This is a genomic window from Adhaeribacter arboris (assembly GCF_003023845.1).
Classification (GTDB): domain Bacteria; phylum Bacteroidota; class Bacteroidia; order Cytophagales; family Hymenobacteraceae; genus Adhaeribacter; species Adhaeribacter arboris.
In genome coordinates, this window is sequence record NZ_PYFT01000001.1 from 4,373,562 (window position 1) to 4,398,811 (window position 25,250).

The window sequence follows — 25,250 nt, forward strand, 5'->3', positions numbered from 1 at the left end:
TAAATGCTTAATTTTGCCGGAAACAGTTCGACTTTATTTAACGTCCTAAACCAAGCCGAACGAACAGTTATAACTTAACCCAGTTATTTAAAATGGAAACCATAACCGAGCAATTAGTTGATAAAATTCCTTCCTTGGATTTAGCCGATTTTACTTCCGGCGATGCCGAACGCAAGCAACGGTTTGTGCAAGACCTGGGACAAGCTTTCCAGAGTATTGGCTTTGTGGCAATCCGCAACCACGGCTTAAGCGACGAATTATCCGGCCAGTTATATAGTGCGGTAAAAAAGTTCTTCCGCCTACCCGACGAAATAAAGCAAAAATACGAAAATTCAACCTTAGCGGGCCAGCGTGGCTACGTAGGCAAAGGAAAAGAACACGCAAAAGGACGGAATACCGGCGATTTAAAAGAATTTTACCACGTAGGTCAGGATTTACCCGCCGCCGAACTACAAGCCGAAAATTACCCAGCTAATATCTGGCCCAACGAAGTACCCGAATTTAAAGAAATGACCTTAATGGCCTACCGGGCTTTAGAACAAGCGGGTACGCAAATGTTGCGGGCCATTGCTCTTTATCTAGGTCTCAGCGAAGATTATTTTGATGCAAAAGTACACCATGGCAACAGTATTTTGAGGGCCATTCATTATTTCCCGATTGAAGATCCGGATAGTGTACCAGCAGACGCGGTACGGGCCGCTGAACACGGCGACATTAATTTAATTACCTTATTGATGGGCGCCAGCGCCGATGGTTTGCAGGTACTGCGCCGCGACGGCAAATGGATTCCGATTACTGCTTTGCCCGAGCAAATTGTGGTGAACGTAGGCGATATGTTATCTCGGCACACCAACAATAAATTAAAATCGACCATTCATAGAGTAGTAAATCCGCCGCGCGAGTTGATGCACACCTCCCGGTATTCTATTCCCTTTTTTATGCACCCCCGCACCGAAATGGATCTTACCTGCCTGAGTGGTTGCATTGATGCCGAAAACCCGAAAGCTTATCCCGATACTACTGCCGGAGAATTTTTAACGGAGCGCTTGATTGAGTTGGGCTTACTGAAAAAGTAGTCGATAGACCATGGTCCATGGTCGATAGTCCACAGATACTAAGTAGTTATTGGTTATTAGTTGTTCAACTAATAAATTTTGATATGTAGCAAATCAGTATAAATCGTAGTCTAAATTGATTTTACCGAAGTACTTAAATAAAAAAGTAGAAGAATACATTACTTCTGTTAGCTGTAGGCTAAATTACTTTATGCGCACTATCGACCATGGTCTATCGACTATGGACTAATAATTATAAATCTGTAGCCTATGGACCATGAACTATTAACGGACCATAAACCGGTGGACTCTAAGCCATGGTCCAAAGGGCAGAAATTCTTAAATGTCCGGAATTACATTTTCCTGAAAGATGTACTTTGGTTAGCTATAACGGCTTTTGGCGGGCCGCAGGCGCATATTTCCATGATGTTTAAGGTGCTGGTAGAAAAGCGTCGGTATCTTACCGAAAGCGAACTAATTGAGCTAAATGCGCTGTGCCAGATTTTGCCCGGGCCTACCTCTACGCAAACCATTACGGCCATTGGATTCCGGTTAGGCGGGCCCAATTTAGCTTATCTTACTTTACTCATCTGGATTGCGCCTGCTACAATCATTATGACTTTGGCCGGATTAGCCATGTCGTACCTGCAGGCCAACGATATTTCGCTTAGGTTTACGCGTTTTATTCAGCCTATGGCGGTTGGCTTCGTGTCATTTGCGGCTTACCGTATTAGCTCGAAAGTAGTTAATACCAAAACGGGCATTGGCATGATGGTGATTTCAGCTAACATTTCTTACTTTTTTAACATACCTTGGGTATATCCCATTCTGCTGGTTTTAGGAGGTGCGGTTACGGCCTTGCGCTACAAAGCGCAGCCCATTGAACCGGACAAAAACATAAAAATTAACTGGAGCAATTTTATTTTATACACCGCCGTGTTTATTGTCGCGGCGGTACTGGGCGGAACTACCCAATTACGCGGGTTTAAACTTTTTGAAAATTTTTATCGCAATGGCAGTTTAATTTTTGGTGGGGGACAGGTACTCATTCCGCTTATGTATTCGCAGTTTGTAGAGTTTAAGCAGTATTTAACTTCCGAAGAATTTCTATCAGGCTTTGCTATAGTGCAGGCTTTACCAGGGCCAGTCTTTGCCTTTTGCTCTTACCTGGGAGCCTTAGCCATGCGGGATTACGGTATTGGCGGAGAACTGTTGGGCGCCTTTATCGGGACGGTTGGCATCTTTCTGCCGGGCACTTTTTTGATATTTTTTGTTATCCGGTTTTGGGGCGAATTGAGAAAATACCGCGTTATTAAAGCCTCTTTAGAAGGAATTAACGCGGTAAGTTCCGGCATGGTAGCCGCCGCCGCTATTCTACTCTATCACCCCATTGAATCGAACCTGGCGAATGTGGCCATTGTGGTAACCACTTTTTGTATTTTGCTCTGGACCAAGGTTCCGCCCCCCTATATTATCTTAATTGGCTTATTAACCGGACTTATTTTTTAAACAAGTAAAAATTTTTTATTCTCCCTGAAGCGTAATTACCAGCCAGCGCCGAGTGGCATGATTGCGGTGCTCGCCCAGGTAAATGCCTTGCCAGGTACCTAAATTAAGAGTACCGTTGGTAATAGGTATGGTTACCGAGTTTCCGAGTAGAGAAGCTTTAATGTGCGCCGGCATATCATCCGGTCCCTCGAGCGTGTGCCGGTAATAAGGAGCATTTTCGGGTACCATTTTATTAAAATGGCTTTCAAAATCTTGTCTTACCGTAAAATCAGCGTTCTCGTTAATCGTTAAACTAGCCGAAGTATGCTGAATAAAAATATGGGCCAGGCCGATTTTTATTTGTTCGAGTTCCGGTAATTCAGCTAGCAGCAAATCGGTAATTAAGTGATAGCCGCGTTTAAGCGCGGGTAAGCGAATACTTTTCTGGTACCATTTCATGGGTTCAGGCGTTCGTAAGCGCCCGGATCGGGCGTGGTTAAATGACGGTTTTTATCTTCTAAATCTTTTATTACGGCAGGAATAACCCTAGCGGTGTTGCTCACTTCCGATAGAGTATCGAGGCGGAAATTGGGTTGATTAATGGATTCACCTCCAATGGGGGCTTTGAATTTAGGATCCACATCCAACAAATTATCACAACAAACAAAGGCCGGGTGGTTCAGGTAATTTTTGGTTTGTAAAACGGAGTGATTTAACTGTAAGACCGGCGTTGTTTTACCTTCATTTTTAAGAAGTATTTGGTCTTGAGCAGTATCAGAGCCATGCTTACCTGCCCATACAATCGAATTCTGCAAGGATAATTTAACGCGATAATCCTGATTAGGTCCATTGGCTACCTTTAACCGATCTGAAAACAGTAAAGTAACGCTCCCGGGCCGAAACCCGACGGTGTAGTTCGCTAAAGTACAATACGTAAATTCGTAATTTCCGCCACCTAAACCCATTACCGCACTCTGCCCACAATTAGTAATTAAGATATTGGTAGCCTGCACATCGGCTCCGTAGCTTAAAATACCCGTTTCATACATATTCTGGATAACCGATTGGCTGATTTTCAAATCATAATCGGTTTCGTCCTGATCTGGATTAGCTACCCAAAGCCCGAAGGTAGCATTTTTAATATCGGCAAATTGGATGCTATTATTAGTACTCGTGGCTTCAAACTTAATGCCTTGCCATTGCCCGGGAACAGCCGCATATAATCGTTCCCGCCGATCGCCGGTAAATAAAACGCGTTTATTCGCTGCGCCTTTTACTTCTAAGCGGCCGTTTATTACTAAAGCCGCATCTTTATGAAAGTAAATTTTAGCTCCTTTTTCAATTTCCAGCTTTACTCCGGCTGCTACATTTACCGAACCATACACCACATGCGGTTTATCGGCTTTCCAGATAGTATTTACTGTAATTTCGGTTTTGGAATGGAAGTAGGCATTTTGCCCATAACTAACTAAGGCTACTCGTTGGCGATTCGTATTGGTTAAAAACGAAAGAACATCCGTTTGGATAAAAGCGGCTGTATCTGGCGTTGGAGGAATTTTAACTTTTATTACTACGAGCAAACTATCCTCGCCGCGCAATAAAATATTATTTACCTGATTCGTTTCCTGGCCATCCACAACTAATCTGTAAGCCGGGTTGGCCAGTCCCAGCTTTATCTCGGTTATTTTTACTGCCTTTGAATGGCGATTATACACCCAAACTGCCCGGCTTACACTTGTGGTATTGACAAAAACCGTATCAAACTTTACCGAATCAGTAGAAAACTCCAGCTGGGCACTAGTATCCGTAGTAATAATTTCTTCTTTCGGTTCGCAAGAAGCTAATGCGTAAATAAACAACCAAAACAGGAAGCCAAACAAAAGCCGTTGCGGAAATAATTTGCCTCCATCTTTAAGCAAAAAGAAAACCCAAACTTTATGAAGTCGCAGCCTTTTAATCAATAGCACTGAATTAGAATAACCTTTATCTATTAAGTATAATAATTGTAGGGTAGAAGTTAATTTTTAATTTGCCGTTACCTTAAAACAAATGTAGCGAGTTCTTTACACCCGCTACTCTGTTATGCTCTATAAAAATCAACTTGCAACTTGTAACTCTTTTACGCAACCCCTTCCTTCAGGCGCTCCGCATTTTCAGCAATACGTAATTCTTCAATAAAGTCATCAATTTGGCCGTCCATTACGTTTGGCAGGTTATAAACGGTATAGCCAATGCGGTGATCGGTTACGCGGCCTTGCGGATAATTATAGGTCCGGATTTTATCGGAACGGTCGCCGCCGCCTACCATGCTTTTCCGCTGGGCGCCCATTTCTTCGTTCTTTTTAGCCAGTTCTACTTCGTAAATCCGGGAACGCAATACTTTCAGGGCCTTCTCGTAGTTTTTAATCTGTGACTTCTGGTCCTGACATTGGGCCATAATACCGGTTGGCAAGTGGGTTAAACGAACCGCCGAATACGTCGTATTTACCGACTGGCCGCCTGGTCCGGAGGCACAGAATAAATCTTTCCGAATCTCGTTCATGTCCAGTTCAATATCGAACTCTTCTACTTCGGGTAATACTACCACGCTGGCTACCGAAGTATGAATCCGGCCTTGCGTTTCAGTGGCGGGTACGCGCTGTACTCGGTGCACTCCCGACTCGAACTTCATTTTGCCGTAAACATCTTCGCCGGAAATACTGCTAATAATTTCTTTATACCCTCCGGAAGTACCTTCCTGAGCGTCAATCAGCTCCATGCGCCAGCCTTGTTTCTCGGCCAAACGAGAATACATCCGGTGTAAATCGCCGGCAAAAATAGAAGCTTCGTCACCGCCGGCACCGGCCCGGATTTCAATAATAATATTTTTACTATCGTCTGGGTCTTTTGGAATGAGCAGGTTTTTGATACCTTCTTCCATTTCTTCTAACTGCGGATACAGTTCGTCAAGTTCTTCTTTCGCCATTTCCCGAAACTCTTCGTCTTTTTCGGTGGCAATTACTTGCTTCGCATTCTCGATATTGCCGAGTAGATTTTGGTATTTTTTGTACTCGATTACAATCTTTTCGAGGTCTTTGTATTCTTTATTAAGCGACTTATATTTTTTCATGTCGCTCATGCTTTCGGGTTGTTGTAAAAGCTGATTTACTTCGTCGAAACGCTCTTTAATAGCCTCTAACTTATCTAACATAACGGTAAGTATCTGTTTTAAAACGCAAAGATAATAAAAAATTACCGGTTAGTCGTGGCGGAAACTGGTAAATTGCCGCTAGAGCAACCTACTACTTCTTTTTGTTTCTTTTTACCTAACGCTGATATTTGCAGGTATTATAACCCTTTAACCGACCGGTAAGTTTTACTAGTATTAAACCTTTATTTATGCCGATTCGTTCTTTTCTGAATAAGCAACTGTCTGCTCTTCGCTTGCTTTTACCTATTATTAGTTTATTGGTTAACGGTAGCTGTGAACCTAAAAAACTCCCTAACGGGAAGGAAATAGCCGAAGAAATGGAACGACACCTGGTAAAACGCATTACTGGCCCCATGATTTTACAGGAAACCCGCCGGGTAGGCGATAGCCTTATTCAAACCACAGAACAACAAATGCTTGCTTATTTACAAGCCACCTTAGATTCCGGCAACTTTAAAGCCGCCTTAAATTACCGCCAATTAGAAAGGTATCCGGCCGTACAAGAAATGGCGAAGAAGTACCAGGCCAATTTAGGCCGCACAAGTAAAGCCTGGCCAAACTCTGCTACCGACCCAGCTAGTTTGCTTTTGCAGGAACAATTACAACAATATGCGGCTCTAAGTAAGCAAAAGCAGATTTTAGAGCCTCAAGTAACCCGGGTAGGTACTACCGAATTACTCTACACTAAACCAATTGTAATGGCTAATTCGCTTTGTTTACAATGCCACGGCCAACCAGAAAAAACCTTACAACTGGAAAATCAAAAAGCTTTGCCAGCAAATTTTGCCACCCCGCACGCGGGTTATCAAACGGGCGACTGGGCCGGAATGTGGTACGTACGCTTTAAAACCAAAGGTATTTTAGATAGCATCACTCAGAAACGTAAAAAATCACGGCGCGGACAACCGCTATTTGGTAAGCCAGATTCGGTAAAGTGAGTTTGCTAGTGTTATACTCTTCTGTGTATGATAAGCTAAAAGCAGGGGAGGATAGGTAACGATTACTTTCTTATTTTTCTTTCTTTAACTGAATGGAATGACATTGGCCGGGAACATTTGCGCTCGTGTCTACTATTTGGCAGGTCTTCGGCCGGGTGAACCGACAAACTTTCGGAAAAGCAATGAGTCAAACTCCAACCGGCCAGAGCCCGGACGATGGACATCACGAGCGAGGACGCTCGCGATAGGAAGGTGTATTTAATTTAAATTAATGGTTTAAGGTTCAAAGAATCGCCCAGGAAAGCAATCCAAAAAACATAAACTGTAGAAAAAATACGAAAGGTGCTATAGGATTATTTTTTGAGAACGTTGCTTTTTGAAAATAAAACTGCAATAAAAGCGCGACACCAAACCAGCCAACAAAATTAGAAACAGGTATTTTGTTCCCCTGCCACGACCAGAAATCTAAATGTACCGCTACCGGTTCGATGAAATAGTCTAAAGCTACCATTAAAACAGCCCCTAGCACAGCTTTTATCACCCACGGAATGCGTTGGAAATAATTTACCGTATGACCAGCCGTGTACACCAACATCAGCCAGTTTAGCCCAATTATAACCGGTACCTGAAAAAGCTGCCAACCTAAGGCTGCCCCGTAAGTATAATGCCCGAAAAGTAATGCCGTATGAATACCTAATACTTCGGCCAGAAAACCTGCACTAAAAACTACTAGCGCAAATACCCAAAAGGAGGGAGAAAAAGCCCGATGAAAAAAGAATAAGATAAAATTAGTCAGCAACAGATTAAACGGAACAAGACTTAAAAAATAAGCCTGGTAGCTACTAAAGATTAATCCATAAAATCCTACCGCATAGAAAATGACTAATATAATAATGGCGAGCAATTCTTTTCTTCTAATTGGCAGAAGCGTATTCAAGTTTTCCGTTTTTTTAATTCTTAGCTCAAAAATAATTATTTATTATCCGGCGAAGGTACCAGATTACTGACAATTTTGGCCGAAAGTAAGCACAAAGGAATACCGCCGCCCGGGTGTACGCTGCCTCCGCAAAAATACAAGCCTTTTACTTTACTCGTAAAATTAGGGTGCCGCAGAAAAGCAGCCAGCCGGTTATTAGAGCTGCTCCCGTATAAAGCTCCGGCAAACGAAGAAGTCTCGGTTTCTATTCCTACAGGATCCCAAACCTGTTCGCCGGTAATGTACGCGTTTAAATCGGTGTCGAGAGTTTTGCTTAATTTCCGGATAACTGTTTCACGTGTAACCTTTACTAAATCCAACCAATCCTGACCGCTGTTGTGCGGCACATTCACCATTACAAACCAGTTCTCGCTGGCTTCCGGGGCATCTGCCGGCGAAAACTTAGAAGTAATATTTACATAAACCGTCGGGTCGGGGCTGATGGTTTTCTGCCGGAAAATACGCTCGAATTCTTTTTTATACTCTTTACTGAAAAATATATTATGCAAATGCAGCTCCGGAAACTCCCGGTTAATTCCCCAGTAAAAAATGAGCGCCGAACTGGAGCGGGGTTGTTGCAAAGTTTTTTCGGGAGCGGGTAATTGCGGCAATAATTTACGGTAAGTTGGCACTACATCCATGTTACTGACTACGATATCGGCTGGCACCAAAGCTTGTTTAGCAGTACGTACGCCTATTACCCGGTTATTTTCCGTTAGTATTTCTTCTGCTTTTTCCTGGTAACGGAATTGTACCCCAAGTTCTTCGGCTAGTTTCACCAAGCTTTGGGCAATAGCGTAAATACCGCCTTCCGGATAAAAGGCTCCTAAATTATGTTCCAGGTGCGGGATTAAATTAAGCGTAGCCGGTGCCTGGTACGGGTCGGAACCGTTGTAAGTGGCAAAGCGGTCGAGCAGCTGCACGAAGCGCGGATCTTTAAACTGTTTCACATTCGCCGCGTGCATGGTGGTAGTTAAGCCTAGCTCGGGTAAAGCCGGAATAGTTTTAAGCACCTCGGCGCTCAAGTAAGTTTGTACCTGGTGCAGGGATTTATGCAGGAAAGTAGGGGCCGTTGCTTCGTAAACACGACGGCTTTTTGCCAAATAACTTTTAACTTTCTCCTGCGGAATGCCCAACTTTTGTTCTACTTCGGCGGCAAATTTCTCTGGTTCCCGGTAAGCTGTCAGGCGCGTTCCATCGGCAAAGAAGTATTGGGTAATAATATCTAACCGTTGGTAGCGAAAATAATCCGCGGGGTTACGCCCGGCCAAAGTAAATAGTTCATCTACCAACTGCGGCATCGTGAACAGCGAAGGGCCTTTATCGAAACGGTACCCGTTAAGAGTAAACTGCGTCATTTTACCGCCAAAACCAGCATTGGCTTCCAGTACCGTAACCGCGTAACCTTTTACCGCTAACCGGATGGCGGCGGCTATCCCGCCTATTCCTGCTCCAATAACCACGGCTTTCCTCATTTTTAACTTACTACTAGCTTAGTTCCGCACATTTAACTCGTTGTGGTAAGAAATGTTTTCGTTGATTTTTATTTTACATCCGGATATTCCAAATAAATTAGCCCGCATAAATCCAGCTGTTTATTTTATGACCTTTCCCGAATTTAAAGCTACTCTTGCTAATACAACTCCGCCTGCCGGTTTAAGCCCGGAATTACAAGCTCTCTGGTACGATGGCAAAGGCGACTGGCACCAATCGCACGAAATTGCGCAAGAAAAGAATACGCCCACTTATTGTCTTATTCACGCCTACCTGCACCGCAAAGAAGGCGATCAATGGAACGCTAATTACTGGTACCAACGCGCCGGCCGCAAAATGCCTTTAGTTTCGCTGGAGCAGGAGTGGGAAAGTATCGTGAATGAGTTTTTGCAGAGTTAATAAAACATACATAGTTCTAAAAAACAAACCCGATAGATTCTACAATCTATCGGGCTTAATAATACTTTATTTTAAATAACTCTACGACAACAAACTCTCAATATCGTCTTTAGTCAGGCTCTTAATAATGGTTTCGTCCGTCGAAATTAAATCGGTTACCAGTTGAATTTTCTTGTTTTGCAAGGCCAGTATTTTTTCTTCGACGGTATCTTTCGAGATAAATTTATAAGTAAATACTTTGTTTTGCTGGCCAATACGGTGCGCCCGGTCTACGGCTTGGGCCTCAATGGCCGGGTTCCACCAAGGGTCGAGGATAAACACGTAATCGGCGGCCGTTAAATTTAAACCTACTCCTCCGGCTTTCAGGGAAATTAAGAATACCCGAATATTTTCGTCGGTCTGGAAGCGTTCTACTTGTTTGTGGCGATCTTTGGTGTTGCCATCGAGGTAGGTATACGGAATTTGTTTATCGTTCAAGGCGGTCCGAACAATATCCAAATGCTTTACAAATTGGCTAAAAATCAGTACTTTGTGCCCTTCCGCTACCACACTGCGTGTCATCCGGATAACTTCTTTCATCTTCCCCGAATCACCTTCGTAATTTACGTCGGCCATGCGCGGGTGATTGGCAATTTGACGCAGTTTCATTAAACCTTGCAAGAGCATAAACTGGGTATTCACGCTGCCGCTTTCTTCAATATTTTTTAAAATTTTATTGCGGTAAAACGATTTGGTTTCTTCGTAAGCGTGTTCCTGCTCCTCGGTCATTTTGCAGTAGGTAATTTGCTCAATTTTCTCGGGCAGTTCCTTTGCCACCTGCGATTTGTGGCGCCGCAAAATAAACGGTTTAATGAGCGCATGCAGTTTTTTAGTTTTTTCTTCGTTCTTTTCTTTTTCAATCGGCCGTAAAAACTCGTTCTTGAAAAAAGTCTGGTTTCCTAATAAACCCGGATTAATGAACGACATCTGCGACCATAAATCCATGGTGCTGTTTTCGACGGGTGTACCGGTTAAAATTAACCGGTGTTTCGATTTCAAGCTGCGTACAGCCAATGAAGTATTGGAGCCAGGATTTTTAATAGCCTGCGATTCGTCGAGGATAATAAAATCAAAGTAATAGTTTTGGAGCAACTCGGCATCCAAACGCACAATACCGTACGACGTTAAAATCACATCGTAATGCTTAAACTGGGAAACCGTTTTTTCGCGGTACGTGCCGGTATAATTTAAAACCCGCAAACCCGGGGTAAACTTTTGCGCTTCGTTCATCCAGTTATAAATAAGCGAAGTAGGCATTACCAACAGCGTGGCACTTTGCGCCCCGGCTTCTTTCTGATACTGCAGCATGGCCAAGGTCTGAATGGTTTTACCCAAGCCCATATCGTCGGCTAGACAGCCGCCAAATTTGTAATCTTTAATAAAGTGCAGCCAATTATAACCTGCTTTCTGGTAAGGCCGCAACTCCCCTTTAAAACCCAGCGGCAAAGGCTTATCTTCTATCGTTTCAAACTCCCGCAATCTTTCCAGTTTACGGGTCATGGTTACTACTGCCAGATTACCGTTCTGAAGCTCGTTTACTAAAGTTAAATGGTGCTTGCGCAACTTTAACTCCCCTTCGCCCTCCGAAAAAGCAAACAATTCAATGTACTGAGTAAACCATTCTTCCGGAATAATAGCAATCTGACCATTGGGTAATTGGTACTCGTTATTCTTCGTTAGAATATGGTTCTTTAATTTGATAAACGGCACCTCAAACTCGCCAAACTTTACTACGCCGTAAATATCAAACCAATCGGCATTTTCGCGGATGCCCACGCTAACACTTACCTCACCGATAAAGTAATTTTTGGCCGAAGTATTGGTTTGTTTAATCGTGAAACCCATGCGCTCCAAATCCTGCACGTGGTTGTTTAACCAGGAGAAAGCATTGGCTTTTTCCAGAACAGCTTTCCCGTTTTTTACTTCCAGGGCCCGGTTAGTGAGTTCCCGGATAAATTCTTTTTCGTGGTCAATGTTGCGGATCAAGCGGTGAAAAATATACGAATCCTGGGTTTTTTCTACGTTTACGCTTACTCTTTTAGCTTCCTGATTATTATGGACGGTGTGCGCCCCGTACTTAAAACTTAAATTAAATAAAATTTTATCTGACCGGCTGGCACTACCATTGCTGCCGTTTAGTTTACTTCCCAAACGGGCGGCAGGCGTACCAAATAACTGCGGGGCGGCATCTACATCAGTAATTTCGGTAAAAGTAAGAAAAGGATTAGGGCTATATTTCTCCGATTTAATATCAAAACCTTTGGCATAAACGTCGAACGACTCCACCAGCGGCGCTACAAATTTCTGGTAATACGTTTCTTCTACTTTGCGCGGAATAACAATAAACTTTTTATTTAAAAAGGGCTGCAGTTTCTTGCCGTCCACCTCTTTCTGAAAAGAATATAAAACATCGTCGAGCAAAAGCCAGGCGGGTTCGTTACAAATTAAAGTAGCGTTGCGGTTCTGGAATTCCAGCTTTTCGTTCTGGTATTTAATGGTTGGGAAATAATGGGTATTATCTTCGTTGCGACGGAAATGAAACAAAATGCTGGCTTTTTGGGGCGCTATCGAAATCTGTTTCCAGGTAGGTTCGCCATCTTTTCCCATGATAAAAACCTGCTTACCAGCCAGTAATTCCAGAATCTTTGCCATGCGGTGCTGCACATAACTATCAATGGCTTCCTGGGTTAATTTATCACCTTTCTCCGGATCGTAGGTTTTCAGGAAAAAATCAGCAACCGAAAGTTTCTTCGTCGAAAACTTTTTTAAAATAGCATCCTGCTGAATTTGGTCGGTTAAATGAATCAATTTAAAATCAGTAGCATCGAGCCGGGCCGAAAACTCGGCGGCATTTTTATCGGCTATGTTTTGGTGTTGCAGCGTTAATTGCCCTTTGGAATTAACCTGTACAACGTACGATTCAAATAAATAACCCAGATACTCATGCTCAAACAATGAGTAGACTATCTGAAAAGGTTGCGTGGTAAATACTTTCATACACAGGAACAAAGATGCAATGTGAATATTAGGATTCTTTACTAATAAAACAACATTTAGATTAAATATTTTTTAAAGAATAGCCTAATTGCTTATGGTATTTTTTACAAAAAGGTAAATCGAATTAACATTTTATAATACAATAAATCTCTTACAATGTTTAGGACGACTATTGCTATTTATTTAAGTGGAACTTAAACCAAGATTAGATCAGAAAAGATTAAGCCATCATTTATGAAACGTCTTCTGTTTATCTTAACCTTTACTCTTAAAACCTGGAAATTGAAGATTTATTTAGATAAATAACTAAATACTATAAATTTTTAAGTCTAATCTCAAAAATAATATTAATATTTCAAAGTTATTGCTTATTTTTTTAACTAGTTTATTTCAAAAAATGATTTTTTACTTTAGAATGCTTTTAAATTTAGAGGTATTCGGATAAAATTAAAGGCATATTATTTCGTACCCTGGTGTAAATTGAGGGACAGGCTTGATAGTATCTGGCAAGCCGGTAGTGAGACTTTAAGAAGCGAAATAGATTTCGAACTACAAGGTTCGGATTAAGAAAAAATGAAAAGCAAAATTAGATATTGTTGCGTACTTCGGTAGCAGCAGCAGCCCGAGCCGGCCGGATAGAAACGAGTAAAGTAATTATAAATATAGCAAATCCGGTAAGGAGAAAATCTTGCAGCTGCATTTTAACCGGGTAAGCTTCTACTAAAGCTGTAGCCATGTTCATCGAAATTAAGCCAAAAGTTTCCTGTATCCAGCAAACGAGCAGCCCTAAAGCTAATCCTATAATTGCCCCTACAAATGCCACAATCGCTCCTTCCGCCAAAAATATATTCCGGATTACCTGCGGACTGGCGCCCATAGAAGCCAGAATAGCAATATCTTTTTTCTTATCAATTACCAGCATGGAAAGAGAAAAGAAAATATTCAGGGACGCAATCAGTAAAATAAAGGCAAAGGTGATAAACACGAACATTTTTTCTACTTTCACGGCCCGCAGTAAACTCAAGTGTTGTTCGTCACTGTTTTTAATCTCGAATTTGGGCCCTAACACTTTTCCTAGCCGTTCTTCTACATTTTTTAATTCCCGTTTACTCTCCACCCGTATTTCCAAGGAAGTTCGTTTGTTACCGTAAGCCAGCAAATCGCGGGCAAAATCGAGCGGCACAAAAATATAGTTATCGTCGTACTGGCGTTCAATTACAAATACGCCCCCTACCATAATGGGTTTTTCCCGGAACGTATTTTCCGGGTCCAGAGAAAGGGATGCTTTGGCTTTAGGGTAAAGCAAAAACATAGGTACAATGGCGTTAGTAGCCCGGATCGATAATTGGTACTGTACTCCCCGACCAATTAAAGCATAATTGTTACCTCCCCGCTGTAATTGGTAATTGCCTTCAATGACCGATGAATCTATTTTATTTTGCGCAAAAAAGTTGGGACTCACCCCTTTCATTTTTATCACCATCTGGCGGTCTTCGTAACGCAACAAAGCATTATCTTCTATTACCTCCGTCACGATTAAAACGCCCGGAGTTTTCCGGATTCGGGTTAACAGATCTTCGTTCATTTCAAATCCTTTCCCTTCTACCGAAGTAACTTTAAGATCCGGGTCAAAACTCCCGTAAATACTCCGGATTAAATCTTCCAGGCCGTTAAATACCGAAAGCACAATAATTAGAGCCGCCGTACCCACGGCCACGCCAACCATAGAAATAATAGAAATTATATTGATAATGTTTCTTTTCTTCTTGGAGATAAAGTAGCGTTTAGCAATGAGAAAAGGAACGTTCATAGATTGCAGGAGCTGATAAAGTAGTAATTAAATTAAGAGTTAATAAAAATAAATTAGTAAAGTATACAACTCTTTGGCCTTACGGTTAAATAAATAATTAGGTATAAGTAAAGCGGCACAAGTATATAGATGTTAGACTATCAACTTTTCAACTTTCCAACCTTTTAACTTTCCAACCTACAACTCACAACTTCCACGCTTTTACAATCAGGCCGGTGCCAGAAGCATGTCTGCCGTTGGTATCGAGCCAATTTAAAATTAGGCAAAACGGAAAAGTAACCAGGTAATAAAACGGCAATATCAAGAAAAAAACTTTTGATTTACCCAATAACAAGATAGGGTACTTCATGGAAAGCCGCCACGAAATCTGGCCCGGTTTACCGTACGAATACCGGGCTTGTACCTGATTAAAGCCGGCTATTTTAAGTTTATCGGCTATTTCATGAATATTATATCCGTCGCGCACGTGTTCTTCAATAAAAGAACTTTCCTCATTATCGTGCACATCGGAGCCACCTTGGTCGGAAGGCGTAGAAATAAGTAACATCCCGCCTTTTTTAAGAGAAGCGTAAATATTTTTAAAAACTTCTACATCTTCCAGAATATGCTCCATTACATCCACGGATAAAGCCAGATCGAAAGTTTCCGGTTGCTGAAAAGTGACCAGATCTGCCACCGCGAAACGCACTTTGGACCGGCCAATTTGCCGGAAAAATTGGTTGCTATCTGCTATTTGCTCATCTTTTACGTCTACGGCCAAAATCTGCCAATTAGCACTCATACCCGATAAGTAATAAGTATACTGTCCGTAGCCAGAACCAGCATCCAGAATAGAAATAGCTTTAGATTGTTTGCCTTGCGCCCAGGCCCGAAGTTCTTTGTGTACGTGCCAGGTGCGGAGCAAAAGTAAATCGAGTAAGTGGTAAAAAAAGCGCCTGAGTAAGGGAGTTTTATTAAATGCTTCGCCGAGAACGCGTTTTATCGGGTCGTATTGCATGCCAGATTTGCAAAAAGTAAGAGCGCCAGCTACCGCCTGCGCTTATAAAATATTAACAAGAAATTTTATTTTTCTTCGTCGGTTTCCGAATCGTCTTTGTCGGCTGGTGGTATATCTAAGCCAGAAAATAATTCATCCATCCGGGCCGCATATTCCGCCGTATCATCCAGATAAAAGATTAACTCCGGAATAACCCGTACTTGCTTTTTAATGCGCTGGGCCAGTAAATGCCGGATAGTTTTGGTATTTAACTTTATTTCCTGTAACAATTCTTTCGCATTAGTACCTACCAGCAGACTCAGATATACTTTGGCCACGCCTAAATCAGGCGATACCCGCACTACACTCACCGACACATACGTTCCTTGAAACAAATGCGAACATTCTCGCTGAAATACTTCGGCTAATTCTTTCTGAATTAGTTTAGCGAACTTTTGTTGTCTTTTGCTTTCCATCTGCCTGCAAATATCATATTAATTTCGCACTTTTACCTGCTTACTAGCGCTTACGCGTAATTAAAAATCAGGAACTAAGCTTTACAGAATTAAAAATTAGAAATTAAAAATTATTTTTTTGAAAAGTAATCATATCATGAATAAAGGTACCCCTGGCGTTCTCTACCTAATAATAATAGTAACATGAATCCGTATTAGGTTATTATTTTCAATTTCTAATTCCTAATTTTTAATTTCTAATTTTTAAAACTTGATTCGTTATTTCCGCAGCCTGCTCTTATCGCGGCTTCTTGCTTTGGTTCTGCTGTTTCTGGCTATCCGGGTACCTTTGGTCTTTTGGGGCGTACCGTTAACCTTACCCGAGCTAAAATCCATGGTACTCGGCGAGCGCATGGCCAATGGCTACCTCTTATACCGCGACATTTTTGACAACGAAGCACCTTTGGCCGCCGGTATTTTCTGGTTGATTGATCTACTTACCGGCCGTTCGGTACTAGTTTACCGGATATTACCTATGATTTTGCTTTTTATCCAAGCCCTTCGCCTGAACTCTATCTTTAATCGCCATAATGTTCTTCCGGACCGGACCTTTTTACCGGCTTTGTTGTACCTGGTAGCCGGCAGTGTTTTTTTCGAACTCGATACCCTTACGCCCTTGTTGCTGGGCATGACTTTTATTGTATTCTCGCTTAATTACTTAATTTCTTTTTCGAAAGAAGGAGAAAACAATCGTCAATTATTTAAAGCCGGCTTTATATTAGGGTTGGGAGCTCTATGCTATTTACCTTTAGTGCTGTTTTTAATAGTAGCTATTTTTGCGATAATCTTATTTGCTTCCGGCTCGGTGCGTAGCTCGCTCTTGTTGTTATGCGGGTTTATCTTTCCGTATAGTTTGGTACTAACCTACTATTTGTATACCAACACCCTAACTAATTTCCTCGATTTTCATTTGTTTCCTTCCTGGAATTTCAAGGTAGATTTTTACTCGAGCCTTTAGCCGTTTTAAAAATTTGGGTGGTGCCTCTTTTGTTTTTAATAATTACTGTGATGAGCAGCATCGCCAACGCTCCCGGCTTAAACTACCAGGTTAAAATTCTGCAACTTATGCTTATCTGGTTACCAGTAGCAGTTGTAATTGCGATTATTGGCAAAAAAATTTCTACGGGAGCCTTACTGTTGCTTTTACCAGCTTTAGCGTACTTTGGCACTGCCTTTTTTCTGCATATCCGGAAAGCTTTGGTGCGGGAAGTAGTTTTTCTGGTGTTATTTGGGTGTATTTTGTTATTGCGGTACAGCACCTTTTTGGGCTTAGCGCCGCTACTGCAAATTAATGTTGCTAATTTGCTTATCAGTCCGGACCCTAAATATCAGGCCATTCAAAATAAAAGCTTTCTGGTACTTAACCCTGACTTAAATTATTACATTCATAATAGCCTGACTACTCCGTATCTGGATTGGGGAATTGCGCAGCGCGATTTTACCAAATTGGATACCTACCAAGCCGTTTATGAAATTTACCGAAATATTGCCCCTCATTTTCCGGATTATATTGTGGCCGACCCGAAACTTATGCGCGAGTTACAATACAAAATCCCGAGGGCTTTTGGCAACTATAAACCCGTAGAAAATAACCAACAGCTTTTTCAGAAAATGCCATAAATTAAAAGGTCGTAATTTTTAAAACTTACGGCCTTTTAATTTACAAATAATTTATTTTACAAATAATTTATTCTTCAGTGGTAGGAAGCACGAAGCAGCAATGCTTTTAGGACTAACAAGTAATTTTGGACACCCGCGTTTGGTGACGGCCGCCTTCAAAAGAGGTACTTAAAAATTCCTGCACCATTTCGTACGCAATTGCTTCTGAAACAAACCGTGCTGGAATACAAAGTATATTCGCATTATTGTGGCTACGGGCTAATTGAGCTAATTCGGGTAACCAGCACAAAGCGGCTCGTACCTGCGGGTGCTTGTTAGCGGTAATGGCTACCCCATTGCCGCTACCGCAAATTAAAATACCAAAATCCACTTCTTTATTTTCCACAGCAATGGCCAAGGGATGTACATAATCGGGATAATCCACGGAAGCATCTGAATCCGGGCCAAAATCACGTACGCTATGCCCTTGATCCTGTAATAAAGCTACCAAGTTCTTTTTATATTGATACCCTGCGTGATCGCCCCCGATGGCAATAACTAATGCCATAATAAGTAAAATATAGGTTTTAAATTAAAGTTTGTGAAAATGGATATACCATAGAGAAAACTGTAAATAGTAAAGCAGTAAATCTTAAACTTAGGTAAGATTTACTGCTCTTAATTATCCGTTTAGTTCTTCGTTTAAGCGTTTAATATCATTCTTCCGGACCACCTTGGCAATGGTAATACTTACTTCGTATAATAACAGTAACGGTATTGCAATCAGCATCATACTCATTACATCGGGCGGAGATATAACAGCCGCGACAATTAAAATTACCACAATAGCATGCCGGCGGTATAACTTCATAATCTCGGGCGATAAAATTCCCGCTTTGGCCAGGAAGAACACAATCATGGGCAACTCAAACATGAGGGCACAGGAAAACGTCATGGTAGTGAGGGTAGAAATATAAGAAGCCAGGTCAAACTCGTTCAGAATGCTGGCATCTACCTGGTACGAAGCCAAAAAGTTAATGGAAAGCGGGGCCGCAATATAGTAACCGAACAAAGTACCCAGGAAAAACAGCAAGGACACAAAAAACACCGCTCCCCGCGAGTTTTTTTGTTCGCGCGGGTACAAACCTGGTTTTATAAAGCGCCAGATCTCCCAGAACGTATACGGGAAAGCCAGCACCAGCCCAATAATAGCGGAAACCGTCATGTGCGTAGTAAACTGACTGCTCATTTCCCGGCTCTGCAACGTAAACGAAATTTTATCAATGCATAACTCCGGCCTGCCCAAATAGGCTCCTAACTCACACAACTTGCGATAGGTAAAAAAATCCGCCCGCGACGGCCCTAAAATTAAATCATGAAAAATAAACTCTTTTGATAGGAATGCCGCCGTGGCAAAAACTAAAATAGAGGCTACCGAACGGATTAAATGCCATCTTAACTCTTCCAGATGGTCGATAAACGACATTTCGTGTTCACCACTTACTACAACTTCTTCTTCCACCGTTGCTTCTCCGGGCTAGATATAAATACTGATTTTAAAAATTAAATAAAGGAACGTCTTTCATCCAGGAATTTATTTCCTGCTTCACTGCTCCAATTTTGGCGTCGTTATCGTGATTGGTTAATACTTCGTCGATTAAGGCTACAATGCGCTCCATATCGTTTTCTTTTAAACCACGGGTAGTAACGGCCGCTGAGCCAATACGCATACCTGAAGTAACAAACGGCGATTTATCATCAAAAGGCACCATATTTTTATTTATGGTGATATCTGCTTTAATCAATGTGTTTTCCGCCAGTTTACCCGAAAGGCCTTTGGATCTCAAATCAATTAACATTAAATGATTATCCGTACCACCCGAAATTATTTGATAACCCCGCTCTGTTAACGCTTTTGCCAATGCTTTCGCATTTTTCTGAACCTGAATGATATAGTTTAAATAATCTTCGGATAAGGCTTCGTAAAAAGAAACGGCTTTGGAAGCAATAACGTGTTCCAACGGACCACCTTGCGTACCGGGAAAAACAGCGGCATCCAATACCGACGACATCATCCGGAGATCGCCCTTCGGCGTTTTTAATCCCCAGGGGTTTTCAAAATCCTGCGGCATCATAATCATCCCACCCCGCGGGCCACGTAGGGTTTTGTGAGTAGTAGTAGTAACAATGTGGCAATATTCAAAAGGGTCGTTTAATAAACCACGGGCAATTAACCCGGCCGGGTGCGAGATATCGGCCATTAGCAAAGCGTCCACCGCATCGGCGGCTTCGCGCAAACGTTCGTAATTCCAATCGCGGGAATAAGCCGAAGCACCGCAAATAATTAACTTTGGTTTTTCTTTTACGGCAATCTCGTGTACTTTGTCCCAGTCAATCAAGCCAGTTTCCTGCTCCACGCCGTAGAACAGCGGCTGGTATAGCTTGCCCGAAAAATTTACCGGCGAGCCGTGGGTTAAGTGGCCGCCGTGCGATAAATCAAAGCCTAAGATTTTATCACCGGGGTTAATAACGCCCAGCATAACCGCCGCGTTGGCTTGCGCCCCGGAATGAGGTTGCACGTTTACCCAAGCCGCATTAAATAATTCTTTGGCTCGATCAATGGCCAATTGCTCCGCCTGATCGACAATTTCGCAACCGCCATAATACCGTTTGCCAGGTAAGCCTTCGGCGTATTTGTTGGTCAATTCACTCCCCATGGCTTGCATTACTTGCTCCGACACAAAATTTTCGGAAGCAATTAATTCAATACCGTGTGTCTGGCGTTCTTTTTCCTGGCGGATTAAATCAAAAATGGCGGTGTCTCTCTGCATTTTAAATAAGTATAGAATGATAAAGCGAGTCCAAAATTACAGTAAGAAGTTTAATAAACCAATGCCATTTTTCAGGTAAATCCAGATTGCGGCCAGATGCCTTTATTTGCCTTTATTTTATTGTTCTGCACCCTATAAACGATTTAATTTTAAATTCAGATTGCCCGAATAAAAAAAGGAAAGCGAATGCTTTCCTTTTCCTAATGGTAACAAGTATTGCGGTTAGTGTTTAATTATTTTAGTCTGGGCCGCCTGGGTAGGAGTAGTAGCATTAATAAAGTATACGCCCACCGGTAAGCGACTTACATTTACCTTTATTTCACCTTGTGTTAGTTTAGGCCCCATTATTTGATTAGAAACAACTCTTCCAAGAGCATCGGTTACTGTAATAGTTACTTTTTCTTTGGTCATGCCGTCGGCGAGTATAGTTACTTCGGCCTCTTTATCGGTTACCGGATTTGGATACGCCAACAGCGTGGAACTTGCCTGATCGAAGCGGAGAGCTTTAGGGCCGTAGTACTTACTGGTTCCACTCCAGTCAGTTTGCTTTAAGCGGTAATAAACGGTTCCGGTTCCCGCTGGCCGGTGCGTAAATTCGTAGTTCTGCAAGGTAGTGGCATTCGGATTAAGGGATTTTACAAAACCTACTTCTTCAAAATGAATAGCATCGGAAGATATTTCTACCCCAAAACCATAATTGTTTTTCTCGGTGGCCGTTTGCCAGGTTAATACCGCATTCTGGCCTTTTTTAACCACATTAAAATACGTTAATTCTACCGGCAAGGGGTTATTTCGGTCGGATACAGTAAAAGTAGAGAACGAAGATACTGTTACACTAATGCTGCGACCGCTGGCATCCTGATCTACTTGACTTACATCATAAAAAGTGGTTCCATCTTCCCCCTGCGTTTTCCAGACCCGGGCAGTGGTTAAGTCTTTTCCATTATCATCGTCGGCTACCCAGGACAAAGTAACACTTACCGGAGAAGTCGGCTGGTTTCCTGGTATTACTTCCCATCGGCGGTTAATACCTTCTTTATCTTCCACTAATACGCTGCTATTAGGGCCTGCTATACGAGATACAGTAGTATTACCTGTATTTGCTCCGTTGCCTATTATAAAACCTATTCCGCCAAAATTAGAACTAGTATTGTTAATTGTTCGGGTGGCACTTAATTTACCTACTACGTACCTTCCAGGAGCTTCTCCGATAATAGTAGCATTATTTCCTAAAATCAAGTTGAAATCAGTAGCGTCTACTTTATTAGCTATCATTTTTAAATCCCCATTGATTATAATATCACTTCCTAACACTTTATCGTCCGTACCGGAAATTATTACATTGTTATAATTAAAATTAGGAATGATTTGGACACCACCATTAAATTCAATGGTGCTATTAGTAGTATTATATACTGGAATACTCCCAGCAGGAGCTAAAGTAAATGTTCCTGCCACTTTTAATGTATTTGGCAGGGCTATAACCGCGCTTGCTGGTCTATTACCAGCAATGGTAAGATTGTCATAATTTGCAGAAGATATGGTTTGAGCTCCCGTACCAGTATATTCTACAGTTGAACCTTGGTTTAAAGTTACTGATTGCAAGGAATTAGCAAAGGAAGTAGCCGTTCCGCCTAACAGTCCATTGGTATTAGTGGTTCTTACCGTACCGTTAACAATTATCTTTCCGTTTCCAGTAATGTTCCTCGATAAAGTTATACTTGCGCCAGTTTCAATACTTAAAATAGTATTAGCTCCTAATGAAAATGTTCCGGCTGTGCCCGAAATTGTTCTATTAACACCATTCAATTTTACATTAGTTACACCCGAAACATTATTAAAATTTAAAATGCCGTTAAAAGCAAAACTTATACTATTAGATAGAGTTACGGTACTGGTTGTTGCAGGATTAAAATTTAATGTTCCTCGACTTACATTTAAAATGCCGGAGATAGTTATGTTACCATCTAGATTTAAATTGAAGGTAGGAATAAGGGTTGCAACAGGTGTGTTAAAAGTAAAATTATTCTTTACTACTAAATTTCCACTTCCTGCCACCGTTTGATTAAAGGCTGTAGAAGCATTTGGCGCGTTACTAATAATTAAATTACCAAACGTTCTGCCAATCAGATCAGGAGCACTATTTACTTCATGGCTATACGTACTATTTGAGTTAAATATTACGACGGCATCCGGGCTAGCTGCGCCAAAAGGTGATGCTCCGGACTGATTGGAATAGGTTGTCCCAGTGGCGAAAACCACTGAACCCAAGGAAGTAGTACCAAATGGTGAACCAGAGAGAGTGGAAGCGGCAACGAACTTACCAGAGCCTGTAAAGTTTAAACTTCCGGCAGTTGCTAGTAATTGGTGCTCTGCTATGAAGTTGGAAGCCCCTGATTGAAATGTAATTGTTCCGGTTATAGCTCCGGTTTCACCCGCGGTAATATTAATTATCAGATCAGCGCCATTAGCAGAATTAGTAACAATAAGATTTGCCCCATTACTAACGACAAAATCAGGAGTAGTACCCGCCGCTACATCGTTATCGATAATTAATGATTTGTCGCTAGCCACTGTAAACGTAATAGTAGGGCTACTTATACTTAAATAGCCGATAGTTTCAGAGGTTGAAGCAAAATCTAAAATTGGATTATTCGTAATGGCGCCTTCAAAAATTAATAGATCATTACTCGATGGGGCAGTTCGAGCGGGTGTCCAGCTATTGGGATTAGCCCAACTAGTTAAAGTATTGTTCCAGGTATAAGTGGTATTGGTTATGGTAAAGGAAGCACTAGCTGAACCGGCCGCATTAGTAACCGTTACCACACCCGTAACTGCTCCAACCGGAACAATGGCGGTTAGTTGGGCACTGCTGACATACGTTTTAGTAGTAGTAACGGGCGTACCTGATTTATTAGTAAATGTAACCGTAGCGGTGCTGGTAAAATTAGTACCATTAATCGTTATAGTATTGCCTATTATAGCCGAAGATATCCCGCCCGGACCAGTTATAGAAGCAATAGTGGGGGGCGGGGTAAAAGTAACGCTTGTAGAACTAGTTCCGGTTCCACTTGGGGTAGTTACGGCAATTCTCCCTACCGTAGTGCCAACTGGTACAGTGGCTGTAATTTGATTATCACTGTTCACAGTAAAAGAAACTGCTTCCGTTCCGTTAAACCTAACGGAGGAGGCACCGGTAAAACTAGTACCAGTTATGGTAACTAAGGTACCGATCGGGCCTGCTGTTGGACTTAAGCTAGTAATTCCGGGTATTACTTTAAATATTTGTGAGCTGACAACACTACCCAAACTGGTGGTTACAGTTATAGCCCCAGAAGTAGCACCAGGGGGTACAGTAGCGGTAATCCGGGTATTGTTAACCACTGTAAAATTAGTAGCTGGTACTCCGTTAAACGCTACCCCCGTGGTATTACCTAAATTAGTGCCATTAATAGTTGCCGTTCCGTTTACTGCCGCGCCAGCAGCAGGAGTAATAGATGTAATAGTAGTCGTTTGCCCATTCGCAAACTTTGCCAACAAAGTAAAAACAAGTAGAAATAAACACCTTAATTTGAAAAGCTTCTTATTATTAAAGTTTTGGTAAATATTGCGCATACTATAATTATGGTATTTGATTATTCTCATCTAACAAGTACTTGCTAATTTTACATACTGTTCGTCTAGCTTTATACAATCGAACTGTATATAAGACAAAGGATACAGGATACTTGTAGATATAGATTAGTTTCTTGCTATCAAATATTGTAAAAATTTAATATTTAGGTAGAATAATTTCCTTTTTATTCTTCTTATTGTTCTTTAAGAAGAATAAAGAATACGCTAATTTAACTTTCTACGATTTGTTGTTCTTTACAGTCTCCTCTTTGATTCCTAGTTTTTGTAAAGTTTTATTAGCTAAATACAAATTTGCGGCTTTGAATAGTTATAAAAGTAAAAAGCTCTACGTGTTAACGAAGAGCTTTTTTGTTAGGCGGAAATAGTAGTTTATTATCCGTAAGCCGGTTTGTCAATACTTGGTTTATTGGTATTCCGGTTCGGATGACTGCCTGGTGTTTGAGGAAGGTCTGGTTCCCCGTTTTCGTCGGTATACTTCTCGCCAAGCTCATCCATTGCCTTTAACGAGCTTTCGGCATCAATATCTTTCATTCCTCCAACACCTTCGCCAGCCGGGTCGCCCATTGGTCTTTTAGATTGCTTACTGGTATTATTACTTTTGTACGGCATAACTACCTCCTTCTTTAATATAAAATATATTTACTTTCCTTTAATTGCTGCTTAAGCATCCGCTGAGCTTATAAAAATAGCCAGCTCCCGTAAACTCAAGCTAATAAAACAAGCAAAACTGAATAGTATTCTGATGATAGTTTTTGTGCTTACAGGTTGTTTTCTTATAAACGATCATCATCGTCGTCGTCATCATCCTCGTCCAGATCCAGGTCATCCACGTCGTCATCGAAATCATCGTCTAAATCCGAATCAAAATCATCATCCGGTATTTCGCTGATGTCTAAATCATCGTCGTCGAAATCGTCATCGGTATCTACATCGCTTAAATCATCATCGTCATCTAAATCATCGTCATCGCCAAGGGCGTAAATGGTTTGACCACGATTTAATTGCTCGCTAGTTTGGATACCGTCGGTATGCGTGTTTACATCTTCGGTGTCTTCGTTTAAAGATAAAGCGGTACTTCCATTAGCCGAATCGGTACCGTAGCCGTTACGACCATCCCGGTCGCCAAAGCCACCGCGGGCATGCTCATTTTTTGGTGGATCGGCCCCAGGAATAATATGCCCAGCATTCATTTCATCAAAATCAGTATCGGAGTCTAATACCCGAACTCTCCCGGAGCCGTTAGTCGTTTGGTCGCCCAAGGATTTGTTTGTTACAGTTGCCATTTTAAAATAGATTAAAGTTTTATA

General features: G+C 41.7%; 21 protein-coding genes. 6 read left to right on the top strand and 15 right to left on the bottom strand.

Going from position 1 to position 25,250, the window contains the following annotated elements; genetic code table 11:
• Positions 1 to 101: 101 nt before the first annotated feature.
• On the top strand, positions 102 to 1,076 hold the full coding sequence (locus AHMF7605_RS17800; RefSeq protein WP_106933519.1) for an isopenicillin N synthase family dioxygenase: 975 nt from the start codon (positions 102 to 104) through the stop codon (positions 1,074 to 1,076).
• Positions 1,077 to 1,325: 249 nt separating this feature from the next.
• Positions 1,326 to 2,564, top strand: a complete 1,239-nt coding sequence (gene chrA, locus AHMF7605_RS17805; RefSeq protein ID WP_106931405.1) for a chromate efflux transporter — start codon at positions 1,326 to 1,328, stop codon at positions 2,562 to 2,564.
• Between the two features lie 15 nt (positions 2,565 to 2,579).
• On the opposite strand, the gene AHMF7605_RS17810 is transcribed toward chrA, so the two are convergent.
• From AHMF7605_RS17810 to prfA, 3 genes are all read right to left on the bottom strand, one after another.
• Complete coding sequence (locus tag AHMF7605_RS17810) at positions 2,580 to 3,002, bottom strand: secondary thiamine-phosphate synthase enzyme YjbQ (RefSeq protein ID WP_106931406.1); 423 nt, start codon at positions 3,000 to 3,002, stop codon at positions 2,580 to 2,582.
• Positions 2,999 to 4,504, bottom strand: coding sequence for a hypothetical protein (locus AHMF7605_RS17815; protein ID WP_146153616.1), 1,506 nt, complete (start codon positions 4,502 to 4,504; stop codon positions 2,999 to 3,001). Before AHMF7605_RS17815 ends, AHMF7605_RS17810 begins: the two co-directional genes overlap by 4 nt.
• 158 nt (positions 4,505 to 4,662) lie before the next feature.
• The gene (gene prfA, locus AHMF7605_RS17820; protein WP_106931408.1) at positions 4,663 to 5,733 is read right to left on the bottom strand and encodes a peptide chain release factor 1; all 1,071 of its coding nucleotides are present in this window, start codon (positions 5,731 to 5,733) and stop codon (positions 4,663 to 4,665) included.
• A 188-nt stretch (positions 5,734 to 5,921) separates the two neighbouring features.
• On the opposite strand from prfA, the gene AHMF7605_RS17825 reads away from it, so the two are divergent.
• The gene (locus AHMF7605_RS17825) at positions 5,922 to 6,671 is read left to right on the top strand and encodes a c-type heme family protein (RefSeq protein WP_106931409.1); all 750 of its coding nucleotides are present in this window, start codon (positions 5,922 to 5,924) and stop codon (positions 6,669 to 6,671) included.
• A gap of 283 nt (positions 6,672 to 6,954) precedes the next feature.
• On the opposite strand, the gene AHMF7605_RS17830 is transcribed toward AHMF7605_RS17825, so the two are convergent.
• A complete protein-coding gene (locus tag AHMF7605_RS17830) occupies positions 6,955 to 7,608 on the bottom strand; it encodes a carotenoid biosynthesis protein (protein ID WP_158267552.1) in 654 nt (217 codons plus the stop codon).
• A 35-nt stretch (positions 7,609 to 7,643) separates the two neighbouring features.
• Complete coding sequence (gene crtD, locus AHMF7605_RS17835) at positions 7,644 to 9,122, bottom strand: 1-hydroxycarotenoid 3,4-desaturase CrtD (protein ID WP_106931411.1); 1,479 nt, start codon at positions 9,120 to 9,122, stop codon at positions 7,644 to 7,646.
• Positions 9,123 to 9,174: 52 nt separating this feature from the next.
• On the opposite strand from crtD, the gene AHMF7605_RS17840 reads away from it, so the two are divergent.
• Complete coding sequence (locus AHMF7605_RS17840) at positions 9,175 to 9,540, top strand: hypothetical protein (protein WP_317046549.1); 366 nt, start codon at positions 9,175 to 9,177, stop codon at positions 9,538 to 9,540.
• Positions 9,541 to 9,621: 81 nt separating this feature from the next.
• On the opposite strand, the gene AHMF7605_RS17845 is transcribed toward AHMF7605_RS17840, so the two are convergent.
• The 4 genes from AHMF7605_RS17845 to rbfA form a co-directional block, all read right to left on the bottom strand.
• On the bottom strand, positions 9,622 to 12,576 hold the full coding sequence (locus tag AHMF7605_RS17845) for a DEAD/DEAH box helicase (RefSeq protein ID WP_106931412.1): 2,955 nt from the start codon (positions 12,574 to 12,576) through the stop codon (positions 9,622 to 9,624).
• A gap of 586 nt (positions 12,577 to 13,162) precedes the next feature.
• Positions 13,163 to 14,386 carry an ABC transporter permease gene (locus tag AHMF7605_RS17850; RefSeq protein WP_106931413.1) on the bottom strand — a complete coding sequence of 408 codons (1,224 nt, stop codon included), beginning with the start codon at positions 14,384 to 14,386 and terminating at the stop codon, positions 13,163 to 13,165.
• 184 nt (positions 14,387 to 14,570) lie between these two features.
• Positions 14,571 to 15,383 (bottom strand): class I SAM-dependent methyltransferase, encoded by an 813-nt coding sequence (locus AHMF7605_RS17855; RefSeq protein ID WP_106931414.1) that lies wholly within the window; start codon positions 15,381 to 15,383, stop codon positions 14,571 to 14,573.
• Between the two features lie 65 nt (positions 15,384 to 15,448).
• Complete coding sequence (gene rbfA / locus AHMF7605_RS17860) at positions 15,449 to 15,838, bottom strand: 30S ribosome-binding factor RbfA (RefSeq protein ID WP_106931415.1); 390 nt, start codon at positions 15,836 to 15,838, stop codon at positions 15,449 to 15,451.
• A 250-nt stretch (positions 15,839 to 16,088) separates the two neighbouring features.
• Between rbfA and AHMF7605_RS17865 the strand changes: the two genes are divergently transcribed.
• Together AHMF7605_RS17865 and AHMF7605_RS17870 are read left to right on the top strand one after the other, a co-directional pair.
• Positions 16,089 to 16,835 carry a hypothetical protein gene (locus tag AHMF7605_RS17865; RefSeq protein WP_106931416.1) on the top strand — a complete coding sequence of 249 codons (747 nt, stop codon included), beginning with the start codon at positions 16,089 to 16,091 and terminating at the stop codon, positions 16,833 to 16,835.
• 50 nt (positions 16,836 to 16,885) lie between these two features.
• A complete protein-coding gene (locus tag AHMF7605_RS17870) occupies positions 16,886 to 17,497 on the top strand; it encodes a hypothetical protein (RefSeq protein ID WP_106931417.1) in 612 nt (203 codons plus the stop codon).
• A gap of 112 nt (positions 17,498 to 17,609) precedes the next feature.
• Here the strand turns inward: AHMF7605_RS17870 and rpiB are convergent, their stop codons facing one another.
• The 6 genes from rpiB to AHMF7605_RS29835 form a co-directional block, all read right to left on the bottom strand.
• Positions 17,610 to 18,044, bottom strand: a complete 435-nt coding sequence (gene rpiB / locus AHMF7605_RS17875; protein WP_106931418.1) for a ribose 5-phosphate isomerase B — start codon at positions 18,042 to 18,044, stop codon at positions 17,610 to 17,612.
• 114 nt (positions 18,045 to 18,158) lie between these two features.
• Positions 18,159 to 18,962, bottom strand: coding sequence for a twin-arginine translocase subunit TatC (gene tatC, locus AHMF7605_RS17880; RefSeq protein WP_106933521.1), 804 nt, complete (start codon positions 18,960 to 18,962; stop codon positions 18,159 to 18,161).
• Between the two features lie 70 nt (positions 18,963 to 19,032).
• Entirely contained in the window at positions 19,033 to 20,307 is a 1,275-nt protein-coding gene (gene glyA / locus AHMF7605_RS17885; RefSeq protein ID WP_106931419.1) for a serine hydroxymethyltransferase, read from the bottom strand.
• A 222-nt stretch (positions 20,308 to 20,529) separates the two neighbouring features.
• Positions 20,530 to 23,844 (bottom strand): IPT/TIG domain-containing protein, encoded by a 3,315-nt coding sequence (locus AHMF7605_RS17890; protein WP_158267553.1) that lies wholly within the window; start codon positions 23,842 to 23,844, stop codon positions 20,530 to 20,532.
• A 471-nt stretch (positions 23,845 to 24,315) separates the two neighbouring features.
• Positions 24,316 to 24,552, bottom strand: coding sequence for a hypothetical protein (locus AHMF7605_RS17895; RefSeq protein WP_106931421.1), 237 nt, complete (start codon positions 24,550 to 24,552; stop codon positions 24,316 to 24,318).
• 164 nt (positions 24,553 to 24,716) lie between these two features.
• Positions 24,717 to 25,226, bottom strand: a complete 510-nt coding sequence (locus AHMF7605_RS29835; protein ID WP_158267554.1) for a hypothetical protein — start codon at positions 25,224 to 25,226, stop codon at positions 24,717 to 24,719.
• Between the last annotated feature and the right edge of the window lie 24 nt (positions 25,227 to 25,250).

Excerpts from the sequence above, each read along its gene's own strand:
- chrA (WP_106931405.1), top strand. The coding sequence starts at position 1,326 with ATGGACCATGAACTATTAACGGACCATAAACCGGTGGACTCTAAGCCA.
- AHMF7605_RS17810 (WP_106931406.1), bottom strand. The coding sequence starts at position 3,002 with ATGAAATGGTACCAGAAAAGTATTCGCTTACCCGCGCTTAAACGCGGC.
- prfA (WP_106931408.1), bottom strand. The coding sequence starts at position 5,733 with ATGTTAGATAAGTTAGAGGCTATTAAAGAGCGTTTCGACGAAGTAAAT.
- AHMF7605_RS17825 (WP_106931409.1), top strand. The coding sequence starts at position 5,922 with ATGCCGATTCGTTCTTTTCTGAATAAGCAACTGTCTGCTCTTCGCTTG.
- crtD (WP_106931411.1), bottom strand. The coding sequence starts at position 9,122 with ATGAGGAAAGCCGTGGTTATTGGAGCAGGAATAGGCGGGATAGCCGCC.
- AHMF7605_RS17840 (WP_317046549.1), top strand. The coding sequence starts at position 9,175 with ATGTTTTCGTTGATTTTTATTTTACATCCGGATATTCCAAATAAATTA.
- AHMF7605_RS17845 (WP_106931412.1), bottom strand. The coding sequence starts at position 12,576 with ATGAAAGTATTTACCACGCAACCTTTTCAGATAGTCTACTCATTGTTT.
- AHMF7605_RS17850 (WP_106931413.1), bottom strand. The coding sequence starts at position 14,386 with ATGAACGTTCCTTTTCTCATTGCTAAACGCTACTTTATCTCCAAGAAG.
- AHMF7605_RS17855 (WP_106931414.1), bottom strand. The coding sequence starts at position 15,383 with ATGCAATACGACCCGATAAAACGCGTTCTCGGCGAAGCATTTAATAAA.
- rbfA (WP_106931415.1), bottom strand. The coding sequence starts at position 15,838 with ATGGAAAGCAAAAGACAACAAAAGTTCGCTAAACTAATTCAGAAAGAA.
- AHMF7605_RS17870 (WP_106931417.1), top strand. The coding sequence starts at position 16,886 with ATGAGCAGCATCGCCAACGCTCCCGGCTTAAACTACCAGGTTAAAATT.
- rpiB (WP_106931418.1), bottom strand. The coding sequence starts at position 18,044 with ATGGCATTAGTTATTGCCATCGGGGGCGATCACGCAGGGTATCAATAT.
- tatC (WP_106933521.1), bottom strand. The coding sequence starts at position 18,962 with ATGTCGTTTATCGACCATCTGGAAGAGTTAAGATGGCATTTAATCCGT.
- glyA (WP_106931419.1), bottom strand. The coding sequence starts at position 20,307 with ATGCAGAGAGACACCGCCATTTTTGATTTAATCCGCCAGGAAAAAGAA.
- AHMF7605_RS17895 (WP_106931421.1), bottom strand. The coding sequence starts at position 24,552 with ATGCCGTACAAAAGTAATAATACCAGTAAGCAATCTAAAAGACCAATG.
- AHMF7605_RS29835 (WP_158267554.1), bottom strand. The coding sequence starts at position 25,226 with ATGGCAACTGTAACAAACAAATCCTTGGGCGACCAAACGACTAACGGC.